Genomic DNA, 15,738 nt, shown 5'->3' with positions numbered 1-15,738 from the left:
GCGCGGCAGCGGCGTCCGCGGCGGCCTGCGCGGCGGCGGCATCGGCCGCCTTCTTGGCGTCGGCGCTCTGCCGGACGGTGGTGGCGAGCGTGGCCACCGTGGCGACGGCCTCGCGCAGCTTGGTCGTCGTCGCGTCCTCCTTGCCGGCCGCCTTGGGGATGGTGGGGACCGTGGGCGGCGCGGGGGTGGTCTCGAACACCGTGGCCGGGTCCGGGGTCGCGTCGGGCGTGGACGCCTCCGGGGTGGGCGCGTCGGCGGCCGGGGCGGCGTCGGTGGGGGTGTCGGTCGTCTCGGTGCGGTCGGCGGAGCGCGAGGTGGCGGCTCCCCGGTCGACGGCGTCGCCGTCGACGGTGGCGTCGGCGACGAGCTGGTCGAGCTTCGCGGTGGCCTCCTGCAGGGCGGTCAGCTGTGCCGCGTCGACCTGCGCCTGCGACGCCTCGGTCTGCACGGTGTGCGCGACCTCGATGGCGTCGGTGGCGACGTCGACCGCACCCGCCCGCGCCTTCTGGACCTGGGCGGCGTTGCCGGGGCGGATCGCCGTGAACGCGCTCCCACCGTCCTCGGCGTTGGCCGACACGGCGACGATCGCGCACATGCTCAGTGCGAGCGCGGCGACGACACCACCCTGGGCGAGCCGGGCCGGGTGCGCGGTGGCGCGTGCCGGCGCGGGGCGCGCTGCAGCGTGCCGGCCACCGCTGGGCCGACCTCGGGACGGAATCTTGTTACTCACGCGTAACACGTTAAGTTCATCGGACGGGCGTCCAGGACACTTGAGCCCTTTCGCGGGGGGAGATCTCGTGTGGATCTCGTCACGGCTCCGTCACACAATTCATAGGCTCCGGGCCGTTACGCTTCCGCCGTGCCCCCCGAACCGGCCCCCGCCCAGCCGCAGACGACACCGCCCATGCGCGGCCTCGACGACCTCTACGACATCGCGCGGCTGGCCGACCGGCTCGGGGTCGAGCACGCGACGATCCGGGTCTGGCTCTCCCGCAAGGTGCCGTGGCTCCCGCAGCCCGACGGGCGCCTGAACGGCGGTGCGGTGTGGCGGGCGACGACGCTCGAGGGCATCGAGATGCGCCGCGAGCGCGGCCGTCCCGGGCGCAAGCCGAAGTTCGTCCCCGACCCGTCGGCGGCGGGCGTGCCGCGCACCGGCATGATCCCCGTGGTCGCCGCGCGGACGGCCCAGCCGACCAGCTAGAGGACCGTCAGCCGCAACGCTCCGGGGGCGCTCGCGGGCACGGCGGGCCGCACCGGCCGCACCGGTCGCAGCCGCTCGTACGGCTCCCCGAGCGCCGGTCGCGGGTCGACCCCACCCGCGTTGGGCCACAGCGCGAACGCCCGCTCCGCCTGCGCGGTGATGGTGAGCGACGGGTTCACGCCGAGGTTCGCGGAGACGGTCGAGCCGTCCGCCACGTGCAGGCCCGGGTAGCCGAACACCCGGTGGTAGGCGTCGACCACGCCGGTCGCGGCCGACGACCCGATCGTGCAGCCGCCGAGGAAGTGCGCCGTCATCGGCACGTCCGCGACCTCCCCCAGGCTGCTCGCCGCGAACCCGCCGAGGTGCGCCGCCATCCGTCGGTACGCGGCGTTCGCGGCCGGGATCCACGTCGGGGTGGGCTCCCCCTCCCCGGGCACCGACGTGAGCCGGACGGCCCCGCGCCACGTCCGGCGGGGCCGCACGGTGATCGACGACGCGCCGGTCTGCATGACCAGCCCGATCACGGTGCGCTGCGACCAGCTGCCCAGACCGAGCAGCAGGGAGGCGACCTGCCCGGGGTGCCGCACGACGTTGCCGGCCCAGCGCAGGGGCCGGGGCACGCGGCCTCCCCCGTCGGTGAGCACGGTGCTGAGCAGGCCCATGAGGTTGGAGCCACGCCCGTAGCGCACGGGCTCGAGGTGGGTGCGCTCGTCGAGGTACACCGACGACGTGATCGCGACGCCGCGCGTCATGTCCGGGCGCCGACGCCAGCCGCGCCAGCGCTTCGCCGCGCCGCCGAGGGACTCGCAGTTGGTCCGGGTGAGCGCGCCCAGGCGGTCCGAGAGCGCGGGCAGCGTGCCGTCCGCCTTCATCCGGTGGAGCAGCTCCTGCGTGCCCCACGTCCCCGCGGCGAGCACCACCTGGCCCGCCGTCACGGTCCGCCGACCGCCACGCCGGCCCGTCCGGGCGGTCCGGACCTCCCACTCCTGCCCGCGAGGACGCACGGACGTCACGGTGGTCTCCGCGACCACGCGCGCGCCGGCGCGCTCGGCCAGCCACAGGTAGTTCGTCGGCAAGGTGTTCTTGGCGCCGTGCCGGCAGCCCGTCATGCACTCGCCGCACTGCAGGCAGCCGCGGCGCTCCGGCCCCGCACCGCCGAAGAACGGGTCGGGCACGCGCGCGCCGGGCGTACCGAAGACCACGCCGACGGGTGCGAGCCGGAACGAGGAGCCGACGCCCAGGTCGTCGGCGGCCCGGCGCACGACGTCGTCCGCGGGCGTGCAGGTCGGGTTGTCGACGACGCCGAGCATGCGGCTCGCCTGGTCGTAGAACGGCTCGAGCTCCGCCCGCCAGTCGGTGATGCCCGCCCACTGGGGGTCCGCGAAGAAGGCGTCCGACGACGGCCGGTACAGCGTGTTGGCGTAGACCAGCGACCCGCCTCCGACGCCCGCGCCCGCGAGCACGACGACGTCGGGCAGCACGTGGATGCGCTGGATGCCGAGCCAGCCCAGCCGGGGTGCCCACAGGAACCGGCTGACGTCCCACGACGTGCGGGGCAGCGTGGCGTCGGTGAACCGGCGTCCGGCCTCCACGACGAGGACGCGGTAGCCCTTCTCCACCAGCCGGAGCGCGGCCACGGACCCGCCGAACCCGGAGCCGACGACCACGACGTCGTACTCGGCCATGCGTGCCCTCCTCGTCGCTGAGGGCCCGATCGTAGGCTCGAGGCATGCGCAAGGGCGCCGCCGACCCGGAGCGCGCCGCCGACGTGGCCGACGCGATGCGCGAGCTCGCGCGCGAACGGTTCCTGCCGCCCGAGCAGCGGGCCCGCGCCGGCGAGGACCACCCGCTGCCGCTGTGGCACGGGCAGACCAGCTCGCAGCCGAGCACGGTCGCGGCCATGCTGCGGCTGCTGCAGGTCCCCGTCGGGTCGCGCGTGCTCGACGTCGGGGCCGGGTCGGGGTGGACCACGGCGCTGCTGGCGCGGCTGGTCGGACCCGACGGCGTCGTCCTCGGCCTCGAGCTCGACCCGTCCCTGGCCGCGTGGGGTGCGGCCAACCTCGCCGCGTGCCGGATGCGCTGGGCGACGCTCGAGCCGGCGACGCCCGGCGTGCTGGGCCGCCCGGTCGACGGAGGCTGGGTCCGGATCCTCGTGTCCGCGGCGCCGCGCGAGCTGCCCGAGCCTCTGGTGGACCAGCTCGCCGACGGCGGCCGCATGGTGATCCCGGTCCGGTCGACGATGCACCTCGTGGTCCGCCGCGACGGGCGCACGGAGATCACGACGCACGGTTCCTACGTCTTCGTGCCGCTGCGCTGAGGGTCCGGCATCGGGCGAATCGAGCAATCCACCTCAAGGTGACGAATGCCGTACCTGCCAGTAACGTACGCGAGGCGTGCGCCACCTTGTGACTACCGTCACGTTGTCGTGTACGTCTGCCGGTCTTCCTCGAGCCAGGGATGCGCACATGCCACGTCGACCCGTCCTCGCCGCGTTCACCGCCCTCTCCGTCGCGGTCAGCACCGCGTTACTGGGCGCCGGAGGGGCATCGGCGGCTCCACCGACGGACCGACCCACCGCAGGCGACCCGCAGGCGCTCACGGGCATCCTGGACGGCAAGGTCACCGACGACCTGGCCGACGCGAGCGGCACTGTCACCGCCTTCGTCCAGCTCGACGCCAAGTCCGGCACCGACGTCACCGCCGACGGCGGCAGCCCCGCCGAGGTCAAGGCGGCGGCGGCGGACACCGAGGCGCTCGCCGACGAGGTCGTCCCGCAGCAGCTCACCGCCCGCACCGCCGGGTCGGACGCGCCGAAGCAGCTGGCCACCCTCACCAACCTGGTCGCCGGCACGCTCGTCACGGGCGACGCCGCGCAGGTGCGCAAGCTCGCCGGGTCCGACGACGTGGTCGCCGTCTACCGCGTGACCCCGAAGACGGCCACCAACGCGCACACCGTCGCGTTCACGCGCGCGCTGCAGGCATGGCAGGACACCGGCCAGACCGGCCAGGGCGTCCGCATCGGCATCATCGACACCGGGCTCGACTACACGCACGCCGACTTCGGCGGCCCCGGCACGGTCGCCGCCTACCAGGCGGCCTACGGCACCGACGGCAGCGGCCCGGTCCCCGCCGGCCTGTTCGACCCCGCGAAGTTCATCGGCGGCTACGACTTCGCCGGACCGCTCTACGACGCCGACCCCGCCTCGACGCTCCCGGGCGCGACGGACGTGCCGGCGCCGGACGAGAACCCCATCGACTCCCTGTACACGTCCGACAACGTCGGCCACGGCACGCACGTCGCCGGGACGGCCGCCGGCTTCGGCGTGCAGCCCGACGGGACCACCTTCAGGGGCGACTACTCCAGCCTGACGGACGTCTCCGACTGGCAGGTCGGCCCCGGCTCCGCGCCGGGCGCCCAGCTGTACTCGCTCAAGGTCTTCGGCGACATCGGCGGGTCGACGAACCTGACGTCCCTCGCGCTCGACCGCGCCGCCGACCCCAACGACGACGGCGACCTGAGCGACCACCTCGACATCATCAACATGTCGCTCGGCTCCGACGGCACCCCCGCCGACGACCCGGACAACCTCCTGGTCGACCAGCTCACCGCGCTCGGCACGGTCGTCGTGATCTCGTCCGGGAACGCCGGCGACATCACCGACATCGGCGGCGGCCCCGGCAACGCGGCCAGCGCGCTCACCGTCGCCAACTCCGTCGGCGCCCCGCAGACCTACGACGGCATCGAGGTGACCCAGGCGTCGAACCCGGCGCTCGTCGGGCTGCACTCCGGCCAGAACTCGGTCAGCTACGCGGGCGCGGACGTCACGGCGCCCGTCGGCAACCCGGGCGGCAACTTTGACGGCTGCACGGCCTTCACGCCCGCGCAGGCCGCGGCGGTGGCCGGCAAGGTCGCCTACCTGTGGTGGGACGACGACGACACGTCGCGTCGCTGCGGCTCGGCCGTGCGGTTCAACAACGCCCAGGCTGCCGGAGCGGTCGGGGTGCTGCTGCCCACCGAGCTCACCCCGTTCTCCGCCGGGATCGCGGGCAACGCCACCATCCCCGGCTTCCAGATGACGGCGCCCACCACGGACGCCCTGCTGCCGGAGATCACGGCCGGCACCCTCGTCGTCCACATCGGCCCGTCGCTGGCCGGCACGGTCATCGAGGACATCGCCGGCGACATGCTCAACAGCGGCTCGTCGCGCGGCGTGCACGGCTCGCTCGGGCAGGGCAAGCCCGACGTCGCCGCGCCCGGCACGCAGATCCTCTCCGCGGCCTCGGGCACCGGCAACCAGCCGCAGTCCCTGAGCGGCACCTCGATGGCCTCCCCGCACGTCGCGGGCATCGCCGCCCTGGTCCGCTCGGCGCACCCGAGCTGGGAGGCCGTGCAGGTCAAGGCGGCCGTCGTCAACACCGCGACGCACGACGTGTGGACCGGTCCCGGCGGCACCGGCACGGCCTACGGCCCGGAGCGCGTGGGGTCGGGTCGCGTCGACGCGCTCGACGCCGTCTCGACGAGCACCATCGCGTACAACACGCAGGACCCGGAGCAGACCTCGGTCGCCTTCGGGGTCGTCCCGGTCGGCGCGAGCACGGTCGTCCAGAAGAAGACCGTCACCGTGAAGAACCTCGGCAACGCGACCGCGGTGTGGAAGACCTCCGTGTCGAAGTCCTCGACCGCGGGCGGCGCCACCATCACGGCGTCGCCGAAGTCGGTCACCCTGGGCGCCGGCAAGTCGGCCGTCGTCACGCTCACGCTCACGGCCGACCCCGCCACGCTGCAGCGCGAGCTCGACCCGACCTCCGCCGACACCCAGGCCGGTGTCACGCGCGAGTACGTGGCCGAGGTGTCGGGGCGGCTCGTCCTGACCTCGGGTGACCACCAGCTGCGGGTGCCGCTGCAGGCCGCACCCCGGCTGGTCAGCGACCTCAAGGCGGCGCCGGTCGCATTCGCCGACCCCGCGGCGTCGACGGCGGGCCTCGCGCTCTCTGGTCGCGGCGTGGCGTCGGGCGGCTGGTACTCGCTCACGTCGCCGCTGATCCTTGGCGCCACGAGCCCGAAGCTCGAGGACGTCCCCGGGCTCGTCACGTCGCCGTCGGCCACCAAGGCCGGCGACATCCGGTACGTGGGCTGGGCCTCGACGGCTCCGCAGATCGCCGCGGCCGGGGGCGACCCGACCACCGGGCTGCTCGGCGTCGGCATCGCCACGGACGGTGAGTGGGCGACCCTCGGCCGGTACGTCATCCCGGTGATCGACATCGACATCGACGGGGACGGCACCAACGACCTCGAGACGACCGTGCAGAAGTACGACGACGCGGCGGACGTCACCGTGGCCGCGACGCAGGACCTCGCGACGGGCGACTTCGTCGACGTGCAGCTGATCAACGGGTTCTCCGGGGAGATCGAGTCCGGGGTCTTCGACAACAACGTGCTCGTCGCCCCGATCGACCTGGGGGCCGCCGGGATCCCGGCCGGTGCCACCCCGGTGGTCACCGTCCGGACCCTGTCGGACTACGCGGCCGCCGGCTCCGGCGTCCTCGACAGCGCCCCGTCGTTCACCGTGAACCCGTACGACCCGCCGTTCTGGTTCGAGAACGACATCGCGGGCTCGTTCTCCACCCTCGGCGACGACGGCGTGACCATCCCGGTGCACAAGGGCACCGGGGCGGCCGACGGGCAGCTGCTCGTGTTCCAGCACCAGAACGCCGACCCGGTGTCGCGGGTGCAGGTCGTGGACGTCACGGTCCCGGTGGCGACGCCGACGACCACGACGCTGGCGGTCACGGGCACCAAGACGGCCGGCAAGGAGCTCACGCTCACGGCCACCGTCGCGCCGTCCGCGGCGACGGGCACCGTCACGTTCCTCGACGGGACCACGACGATCGGCTCGGCCCCCGTCACGGGTGGCACGGCGAGCGTCAAGGTCAAGCTCGGCGGGGGGCAGCACTCGCTGACCGCCTCGTTCGCGCCGGACACCGCCCAGTACGCGGCGTCCACGTCCGCCGCCGTGACGGTCGACGTCAAGAAGTCGGGGTCGACGACGGCGATCACGCTGTCGAAGAACTCGGCCTCCTACGGCACGGCGGTCACCGCGACCGTCGTGGTGACCGGCTCGTCCGCCGCTCCGACGGGCACCGTCGACATCAAGGAGAAGGGCGTCACGATCGCGTCCGGGCCCCTCACGGTCGCGGGGCTCAAGGGCACCGCGACCATCGCCCTGCCGACGGACCTCGCCGCCGGGACGCACCAGCTGACCGCCGTGTACGCGGGCAGCGCGGACGTCACCGGCTCGCAGAGCCAGCGGTCCTTCCGGGTGACCCCGGCCGTGTCGAGGGCGTCGCTCTCCGCGTCGTCGTGGACCGTCACCCCGGGCACCAAGGCGTCGGTGACCGTCACCGTGTCCGGCCCGGCGGGCGCACCCGAGCCGACCGGTTCGGTGGCGATCCTCGTCGGCCTGCAGCGGGTGGCCAACGTGCCGCTCGCCGACGGCACCGCGACGGTCACCCTGCCGGCCGCGCAGCGGTCCGCCGTGGTGCTGGCGGTCTACAACGGCGACCGCGGCTACCTGCCGACCGTCGCCGCGCACGCGCTGACCGTCAAGCGCTGACGCACCCGACGAGGGCCGCGTCGACCTCCGGGTCGGCGCGGCCCTGGCGCGTCCCCGGCCGGTCTCGCGGCGTCGAACCCGACACAGGTGCCGCCGACCGCCCTGCAGGCGGCACCCACGTCGGGTTCGACGAGAGACCTTGGCGATTCAGCCGCGCGGCGGGTCAAGCACCGCGCCGCGCCCGTCGATAGTGAGGCATGGCAATGTTCCGACGCGCAGCGCGGCCGTCCGACGGTTCGGAGGTTCCGCACCCGCACACGCCCGCCGACGAGATCCGCACGGTACGGGTCGACCCCCTCAACGCCGCCGAGATCGTCTGGGCGGCGCAGCACCGGGAGATCATCACGGGCCTGTGCTCGGGGACCGTGGACACCCAGTCCCTCGGTGACCTCTTCGACCGCGTCCAGGCGATCTGGCTGCAGTCCGAGGACCGCACCGACCCCGAGTCCCTGGTGCACGCGTTCGGGGTGTCGGTCGGCGACCTCGTCGCGCAGCGCGTCCCCGGGCTCGTGTGGGGGTCCGCGCACGGCGACGGCGCGCCCGAGCTGGTCCTCACGCACCAGGAGCACGACCTCGTCGTGTTCCCCCTCGGGGCCGTGGCCGCCAGCTGGGGCAGCGCCCCGGTCGGCTGGGTGGCCGAGTACGTGCACGAGGCGTCGGGCGAGGCGCTCGCGACCCTGGCCGGAGAACGCCAGGCGCACTGACGGGACCGCCCGGTCGCGCCGGCCTGTCAGAAGAGGACGTCGGGCTCCAGCACGGGAGCTGCCGCCGCCGTGCTGACCGGTGTCGGCACCACAGGAGCCGCGTTCGCCGGCGCGCCGTCGCGCACCTCTCGGGCCGCGATGCCGGCGAGCTCGTCGGCACGCTCGTTGAACTGGTCCCCGCGGTGACCGCGCACCCAGACGAACGTGACCGGCCCGGGCCGGTCGGCGATGGCCCGGTCGATGGACTGGATGAGCGCGAGGTTCTGCACGGGTCCACCGGCGGCGGTGCGCCAGCCCTTGCGCTTCCAGCCGTGCACCCACTCCGACGAGCACTTGATCGCGTACTGGGAGTCGGCCTGGATCACGAGGGGCTCGTCGCCGGGGTGCGAGCGGATGGCCTCGAGGACCGCCATGAGCTCGGCGATCTGGTTGGTTCCGGACGCGTGGCCGCCGCTGGCGCTGGAGCCGTCGTGGTTGGCCCACGCCCAGCCGATGGCCCCGCCGGGGTTGCGCAGGCAGGAGCCGTCCGTGCTGACCGTGATCACGGGAGGTGATTCTGCCCTGCCGGCGAGAGGGTCCTGCACCCGAACGGGGTCATTTCGGCCACTCGTGCTCAGGTGACCGGTTCATCCCGCCGATGTGCTCGGTATGACGACGTTCGACGAGACGGACCTCTTCACCGATGCCTTCCGCGACTTCCGGGGCGTCGGCGACGCCACGCGACGTCGTTCGGGGCTGCTGACGGCCCTCGCGCTGGTCGCCGCCGCGGCGCTGGTGGCCGCCGGGTTGGTCTGGGTCAGGCTCGCGCAGCACCCGGTCGCCGCCGCCGTCGTCGACCCGTCGACGACCCTCGCCGTGTTCGCCCAGCCGCAGCGTTCGAGCGACGTGGTGGACGACGACGACCTCGAGGGGAGCATGGTCGTGCCGTCGAGCACGCGCCTCGTCGCGCACACCGCGGACACCCGCTACTACGCCGGGGTGTCCCGGACGCACCTGCTCTGCGTGCTCGCGCTCACCACGGGCGAGCTGCCCACGACGAGCTGCGTCGCGCCGGACGCCCGCGGCGTCGACCTCACCGTCGACGACTCGTTCACGCTGGTCACGACAGGAGGACCCGCCCCGGCCGCCGCGGACGGCTGGCACGAGGCGGGTCCCGAGGTGTACCTGAAGGACTGACCTGGCGGACTGCGCTCACTCCTGCGGCAGGCGCAGGCGCGCACCCAGAGCCGCGGCGCCGACGACCGCACCCGCGCAGGCGAGCACGACGTCCTTGAGCACGTACTGGCCGGTGAGGGTCGGGCCGCCGGCGGGGAAAAGCTCGCCGTAGAAGAGCACGAGCGGCGACATGATGCCGACGAGCGCCCCGGCCAGGACGACCAGGCCCGTCCGCAGGAACAGGCCCGTGACCAGCGTGAGCCCGATGACGGTCTCCATGATCGCGGTGAGCAGCAGAGCAGCCGTCGGGCCGACGTGGCCCAGGGTCAGCGCGCCGATGGTGCGCTCGGCCAGCTCCGCCGCCGGGCTCATGCCGGGGAAGAACTTCAGGACGCCGAAGCCCAGGAACACGAGGCCGAGGCTGATCCGCAGCGCCGTGATCGAGTGGCGGGTGAGGACGCCTGCGAGCGTGGCGACCGCACGGTCGACCACTGACGCCGGGGCGGTCGGACGGGCGAGCGTGTTGCTCGGGACGGGGGCCGACGTCCGGGCCGCGGGTCGCGCGCTGGACGTCAGGGTGGGGGCGGAGGACATGGACGTGCCTTTCCGGTCGGACCCCTGGTCGGGGTGCGGCTGCCGGTGATCTCCGGCGGGACGGGCTACCGGTCGGTAGCGACGTCACAGCAAGAGGGCAGGCACAGATGTCTGATACGCCCGACTTCCACCCGTTCGGCGTAGTTCACCCGTTCGAGTGACGCGCCTCAGCCCAGCGCGAGCGCGTCCACGACCCGCTTCACGCTCGACGACAGCCCCCAGCGCTCGGCCAGCGCGACGAGCCTGTCGGCGTCCGCGACGACCGTCGGCAGGCGGTCGTCGATGGTCCCGACCGGCGCGTCCGGGGCAACCCGGACGACCGCGGGGGCGACCTCCAGGTACGCCGCGGCCTCGACCAGCCGCTTGCGTTGCGTGGCCGTGAGGCCGGGGTCGCCGGCGTCGCGCGCGGCGAGGATCCCCTGCAGCGAGCCGTAGCGGTGGATCAGCTGCGCGGCGGTCTTCTCGCCGATGCCCGGCACCCCCGGCAGGCCGTCGCTCGGGTCCCCGCGCAGCACCGCCATGTCGGCGTACGCGGGTCCCGACGGGACGCCGTACTTCTCGTGCAGGAACGCCTGGTCGATCGCCCCCAGGTCACGGATGCCCTTGATCGTGTAGAGCACCCGGACCGGCACCGAGTCGTCGACCAGCTGGAACAGGTCGCGGTCGCCGGTGACGACGTCGACCGGCGCCCGGTCGGGCCGCGCGACCTCGCGTGCGACCAGCGTGCCGATGACGTCGTCAGCCTCGTACCCCGGCACGCCGACCCGCGCGATGCCGAGGGCCGCGAGCGCCTCGACGATGATCGGCACCTGCGGCGAGAGGGTGTCGGGCACCTCCTCGATCCCCGTGGTGCCGGGCACCTCGACGGCGACGCGGTGCGCCTTGTACGAGGGGATCGCGTCGACCCGGAACTGCGGTCGCCAGTCGTCGTCCCAGCACATGACCAGCCGGGTGGGCCGGTGCACGGTCACGAGCGTCGCGATCATGTCGAGCAGCCCGCGGACGGCGTTGACCGGCGTGCCGTCCGGCGCCTTCACCGAGTCGGGGACCCCGAAGTACGCGCGGAAGTAGAGCGACGCGGTGTCCAGCAGCAACAGCTTCTCGGTGCGTTCGGCCATGGGGGCGAGTCTGGCAGGCGTCGGCCCCGTCCAGCGTGACGAAGGCCGGTCGGCGTCCCCTCCGACGCCGACCGGCCTTCGCTGCGGTCCCGTCAGCCGACGGGCGCGAAGTCGAGCTGGTCGTCGACCACCGCGATGACGCTCCAGGTGACCCCGTCGGCGTCGGCCAGCTCGTAGGTGGGCACCAGCACCGACGCGCCCGTCGGCAGCGTGGTGAGAGCGACCCCCAGGCGTGCGGACACCAGCGTGACCTCCTGCACGGGCCACGCGAGCGGGCTGCCCGCGGCCGGCGTGGCAGGGACGGTGGGGTCCGACGACGGCCCGGCCGACGCCATGACGTCGTCGGTGGCCCGCATGCCCTCGGCCGCCAGCGGCATCACGCCACCGCCGCCCATGCTCCCGAACCGCGGGTCCCCGAGCCGCGCGACGGCCTCCGTCGGGCTGACCACGTCGTAGGTGCCGAGCGCGACCAGCGGCGCCATCGGGGCGTACAGCGACTGCACCCCGTCGGCGACGATCGTGACGCTGCCGGTCACGCCCGTCTGCTGTCCGTCGACCACCTGGCTCGCCGTGACGTTGGTGACCTGCGGGCTCGTCGGGTCGGTGGACGCCGCGTACTGGAACGCCGCGGTGTCGATGCCCAGGGCGGCGAACGTGTCCTTCGCCTGCCCGATCGCCGCGTCACCCGTGGGTGCGGGGTCGGACGTCGTGCACTCGCCCTTGTCGATGGCCGGCTCCGGCATCGCGACCCCGCCCGCCGCGTCGGCCGCGGGCGACTCGATGCTGTCCGGCGTCTCGATGCTGTCCGGCGCTGAGCGCACGCAGCTCCACGGGTCCCGCGTGGGGTCGTAGTACGACAGGCTCGCGAGCCCGTCCGGAGACAACGAGACAGACGGACCCGTGCCGTCGTTGGTGCCGACGGTCCACGTGCCGTACTCCTGCCGCGGCTGCCCCGTCACCCCGAGGGCGGTCGCCGCCGCGACCACCGTCTCCTGCGAGAACGTCCCCGCCGCGTCGAAGCCCCACGCCTTGCCCGAGCCACTCTCCGAGGACAGCCCGCTGGCGGTGAACACCGTCCGGCCGCCGCCGTACCAGGGGTACATCATCTTGGCGGAGTCTGCTGCGCCCGCGGCCATCGACGCCGCCTGCGGCGCCGCGGCCTCGCGCCCACTGTCGCCGCCACCCGTGAGCGAGATCGGCGGCGCCGCCGTGATCGTCTCCGGGTCGGTCGAGCTCGAGAGCCCGTACGCGTAGCTGCCTCCGGCCACCACCGCCACGCCCGCGACCGCCGCCGCCACCTGCAGCCAGCGGGGCGTCCGGCGGTGTCGCCGGGCGGCGAGCTCGTCGGCGGGAGCGGTCACGTCGACGCCCGCCCGCTCCGAGACCGCCGCCGTCAGGGCCGTGAGGTCCGGCTCGCTGCCCGCCGCCGGGTCGGCGGCCTGCAGCCGGGCGAAGGCGACATCCTCGACGGCGGCGGCGTCGTCGCTGGTCTCGTGCTCGGTGCGGTCGTCCACGGTCCTGCCTCCTGGTTCGGGGTGCGCTGCTCTCTACCCCTCTTGTGTGCCGAGGCGCTGTCACCTTGCACGGCGGCTGCACGCACCCCTGCGCTCGGGCGAACGCGCGTGCACCCGGCTCGTACTCGCGGGCTCGAGTCGGGTTCCGCCGATCGGCCCGCGCGACGATCACCCCTCCGCGGCCGCCCACGCCTCCCGCAGGCGTGCGCGTGCGCGGCTCAACGCGGCGTCGGCGCCGCCCCGGCTGATGCCGAGCACCGCCGCGAGCGCGTCGCCGGTCAGCCCCTCCCACGCGTTGAGCAGCAGGATCTGCCGGTCTCGGGCACCGAGCGCGCCCAGCACCTCGCGCACGCGTTCGTCCTGCACGGCCCGCACCGCGGGGTCGTCCGCGTCGATCTCGTCGGGGACGTCACCCACCGGCACCGGGCGCCCCTTGCGCCGGTGGTTGGCGACGACGAACCCCGCCGTCCGGTACAGCCACGGCAGCTCGGCGCCGGACGGCACGTCGGCGCGGCGACGCCACGCCGTCGCCAGCACATCCGCCGTCAGGTCGTCCGCCTCGTCCCGGCCCGCGCGACGGACCACGAACCGGTGCACCGCCGAGGCGTGCTCGCGGACCACCGCCTCGAACCACGCCGCGTCGCGAGCGGGATCGGCGGGGCTGGCGTCGTCGGACTCGTTCAGGTCCTCTGGCTCGTTCGGGTCGTCTGGCTCGTTGAGGTCGTCTGGCTCGTTCGGACCGTCTGGCTCGTTCGGGTCGTCTGGCGCGGAGTCGCCTCCGGCTTGGCCACCGTGTCCCTGACCGCGTGCCGGCTCGTCCACGGGCGGGTCGTCGGGCTCGAGGTCCGGCGTGCTCGGTGTCCGCGACGGCACAGTGCTCCCAAGTGATCGAGGTCGGGTGAGGGCCTACACCTGCACTCTGTCGCGACGCGACGCGATCTTGCACCCCTCGACGACGGGTTTCGCGGACGGGCTTGCGCCCGCGCTGCGCTGAGCCGTCCACAGCCCCCGACCTCGGCCGCCCGCTCCACAATTTCTCTCGCCCGGCGTCGCCTGGCCGACGCCGCCCGAATAGGTTCGTACACATGTTCGATTCCTCCTCGCCACCCGGTCCGGACCTCGCGGCAGTCCTCGCTCTCGCCGATCCGGCCGGCCTTGACGACGAAGGAGTCGTGGAGCTCGTCGCGGCCTGGCAACGGCTGGCGGCATGGGTGTTCCTCGGCGGCGCGCGGGCAGCCTCGGCGCTGTCCGAGCGCGCCTCGATGAACCCGTCGTGGCCCTACCAGGCCACACGATCGGACCTCTCGTGCACAGCAGGCGACGAGATCGCGATGCGCCTGGCCTGGTCCCGACGGGCCGGCGCACGGCTGGTCCGCAACGGCCGCGCACTGGACGGCGCAATGGGCGCAACGGCTGACGCGCTCGCGGCCGGCGAGATCGACATCCCGAAGGCGCTCGTGCTCATCGACCACCTGTGGAACGTCGCTCCCGACCTCGCGGATGCCGTCCAGGCCGAGCTGCTGCCCCGCGCCGAGCTCCGGACGCCGAGGCAGCTCGCGCTGGACGTCGAGCGAGCGCTCATCGCCCTCTCGCCCGACGACGCGAAGACTCGGCACGACGCCGCGCGCGCCGGCCGCCGGGTCGATCGGCCGCGCCGCCTCCCCGACGGCATGGCCGGCATGTGGGCGGTGCTGCCCGCCGAGTCGGCGCTCGAGATCGACGCCATCCTCGAGGCCACCGCGCGCACGGCCCGTGCCGCCGCTGACCCGCGCACGCTGGACCAGCTCCGCGCCGACACGTTCGCCGACATCCTCACCGGCCGCGCGGGGTGCCCGCATGCCGCAGTGGAACGGCAGAGCGGCCACCGAGGCTCGCCCGGGCAGACCTCGAGCGACAGCGTCGGGCCTGAAGACGGCGGACTCCCGGCGGCCTTCCGCGGTCGGGACCGCGGATCCTCCGAAGGATTCCCCGGTCAGGGCTTCGGATCCCCCGCAGGATTCCGCGGTCAGGGCGGCGGATCCCCCGCAGGTTTCCCCGGTCATGGCGACGGGTCCCCCGCAGGTTTCCCCAGTCAGGGCTTCGGATCCCCCGCAGGATTCCCCGTTCAGGGCGGCCATCCGGCGGGCTTGCGCGTTCGGCGCCCACGGATCCAGGTGAACGTCACCGTCGCGCTCTCGACTCTGCTCGGGCTCGACGACCTCCCCGCCGATCTCGACGGCTACGGGCCGCTCCAGGCCACGCAGGCTCGGGCTCTGGCGCTCGGCGGTGTCTGGCGCCGCCTGGTCACCGACCCGACGAGCGGGGCCGTGCTCGACGTCGGCCGGACGCGGTACCGGCCCCCGGCCGACCTCGCCGACCACGTCCGACAGCGAGACCAGCGGTGCGTCCGCCCGCACTGCTCCGTGCCCGCCGAGCAGTGCGACCTCGACCACACGATCGAGTTCCACGGTTGGGGCGGCGGTGGCGGGGCGACGTCGGCCGCCAATCTCGGACCGCTCTGCGCTCGCGACCACCGGCTGAAGACGAACGGCGGGCACCGGCTGACGCAGCCGAGCCCGGGACGGTTCGAGTGGGTGACACCGGCGGGAATGCGGTACCTCGTCGCGCCCGGAGCCGACGGCGCCGTGGAGCGCGTCGACCGGGGTGCAAAGCGGGGCCGCCTGCCTGTGCCGGTCCGGGTCACCGACCCGGGACCGCCGCCCTTCTAGCCGTCGGACCGCAGTCCGGGCGCCGGGCCCGACCACTTCGCGACGGGCAGGTCGAGCGCCAGGTTCGGAAAGCAGTCGTCGGCGCCTCCCAGACCGTCAGCTATGGCGACGGTGTCACGCGGGTCCGACC

At 74.1% G+C, this 15,738-nt stretch carries 12 protein-coding genes and 1 pseudogene; 6 read left to right on the top strand and 7 right to left on the bottom strand.

Annotated elements, in window-relative coordinates:
• A pseudogene (locus AC1DQC_RS17905) lies at nucleotides 1-730 on the bottom strand (hypothetical protein); the annotation flags it as partial.
• A gap of 129 nt (nucleotides 731-859) precedes the next feature.
• Here AC1DQC_RS17905 and AC1DQC_RS17900 point away from each other — a divergent pair.
• Nucleotides 860-1,201, top strand: a complete 342-nt coding sequence (locus AC1DQC_RS17900; RefSeq protein ID WP_477052585.1) for a hypothetical protein — start codon at nucleotides 860-862, stop codon at nucleotides 1,199-1,201.
• On the opposite strand, the gene AC1DQC_RS17895 is transcribed toward AC1DQC_RS17900, so the two are convergent.
• On the bottom strand, nucleotides 1,198-2,886 hold the full coding sequence (locus tag AC1DQC_RS17895; protein ID WP_477052584.1) for an FAD-dependent oxidoreductase: 1,689 nt from the start codon (nucleotides 2,884-2,886) through the stop codon (nucleotides 1,198-1,200). The two genes, AC1DQC_RS17900 and AC1DQC_RS17895, sit on opposite strands and share 4 nt — an antisense overlap.
• A gap of 44 nt (nucleotides 2,887-2,930) precedes the next feature.
• Between AC1DQC_RS17895 and AC1DQC_RS17890 the strand changes: the two genes are divergently transcribed.
• The 3 genes from AC1DQC_RS17890 (at nucleotide 2,931) to AC1DQC_RS17880 (ending at nucleotide 8,519) form a co-directional block, all read left to right on the top strand.
• Entirely contained in the window at nucleotides 2,931-3,518 is a 588-nt protein-coding gene (locus AC1DQC_RS17890; protein ID WP_477052583.1) for a protein-L-isoaspartate O-methyltransferase family protein, read from the top strand.
• A 148-nt stretch (nucleotides 3,519-3,666) separates the two neighbouring features.
• Nucleotides 3,667-7,815 carry a S8 family serine peptidase gene (locus tag AC1DQC_RS17885; RefSeq protein ID WP_477052582.1) on the top strand — a complete coding sequence of 1,383 codons (4,149 nt, stop codon included), beginning with the start codon at nucleotides 3,667-3,669 and terminating at the stop codon, nucleotides 7,813-7,815.
• Nucleotides 7,816-8,012: 197 nt separating this feature from the next.
• A complete protein-coding gene (locus AC1DQC_RS17880; protein WP_477052581.1) occupies nucleotides 8,013-8,519 on the top strand; it encodes a DUF3806 domain-containing protein in 507 nt (168 codons plus the stop codon).
• Between the two features lie 26 nt (nucleotides 8,520-8,545).
• Here the strand turns inward: AC1DQC_RS17880 and AC1DQC_RS17875 are convergent, their stop codons facing one another.
• On the bottom strand, nucleotides 8,546-9,064 hold the full coding sequence (locus AC1DQC_RS17875; RefSeq protein WP_477052580.1) for a ribonuclease H family protein: 519 nt from the start codon (nucleotides 9,062-9,064) through the stop codon (nucleotides 8,546-8,548).
• Nucleotides 9,065-9,167: 103 nt separating this feature from the next.
• On the opposite strand from AC1DQC_RS17875, the gene AC1DQC_RS17870 reads away from it, so the two are divergent.
• Nucleotides 9,168-9,695 (top strand): hypothetical protein, encoded by a 528-nt coding sequence (locus AC1DQC_RS17870; RefSeq protein WP_477052579.1) that lies wholly within the window; start codon nucleotides 9,168-9,170, stop codon nucleotides 9,693-9,695.
• 15 nt (nucleotides 9,696-9,710) lie between these two features.
• On the opposite strand, the gene AC1DQC_RS17865 is transcribed toward AC1DQC_RS17870, so the two are convergent.
• From AC1DQC_RS17865 to AC1DQC_RS17850, 4 genes are all read right to left on the bottom strand, one after another.
• A complete protein-coding gene (locus AC1DQC_RS17865; RefSeq protein ID WP_477052578.1) occupies nucleotides 9,711-10,268 on the bottom strand; it encodes a DoxX family membrane protein in 558 nt (185 codons plus the stop codon).
• Nucleotides 10,269-10,435: 167 nt separating this feature from the next.
• On the bottom strand, nucleotides 10,436-11,386 hold the full coding sequence (locus tag AC1DQC_RS17860) for a 5'-3' exonuclease (RefSeq protein ID WP_477052577.1): 951 nt from the start codon (nucleotides 11,384-11,386) through the stop codon (nucleotides 10,436-10,438).
• A gap of 92 nt (nucleotides 11,387-11,478) precedes the next feature.
• The gene (locus tag AC1DQC_RS17855; RefSeq protein ID WP_477052576.1) at nucleotides 11,479-12,900 is read right to left on the bottom strand and encodes a hypothetical protein; all 1,422 of its coding nucleotides are present in this window, start codon (nucleotides 12,898-12,900) and stop codon (nucleotides 11,479-11,481) included.
• A 168-nt stretch (nucleotides 12,901-13,068) separates the two neighbouring features.
• A complete protein-coding gene (locus AC1DQC_RS17850) occupies nucleotides 13,069-13,521 on the bottom strand; it encodes an RNA polymerase sigma factor (RefSeq protein ID WP_477052575.1) in 453 nt (150 codons plus the stop codon).
• Between the two features lie 464 nt (nucleotides 13,522-13,985).
• On the opposite strand from AC1DQC_RS17850, the gene AC1DQC_RS17845 reads away from it, so the two are divergent.
• Nucleotides 13,986-15,608: a DUF222 domain-containing protein gene (locus AC1DQC_RS17845; protein ID WP_477052574.1), complete on the top strand. Its 1,623-nt coding sequence runs from the start codon at nucleotides 13,986-13,988 to the stop codon at nucleotides 15,606-15,608.
• Nucleotides 15,609-15,738 lie beyond the last annotated feature (130 nt).

Source organism: Cellulomonas sp. P4_H12, from assembly GCF_056400905.1.
This window is presented reverse-complemented; position numbering and strand designations above follow the sequence as displayed.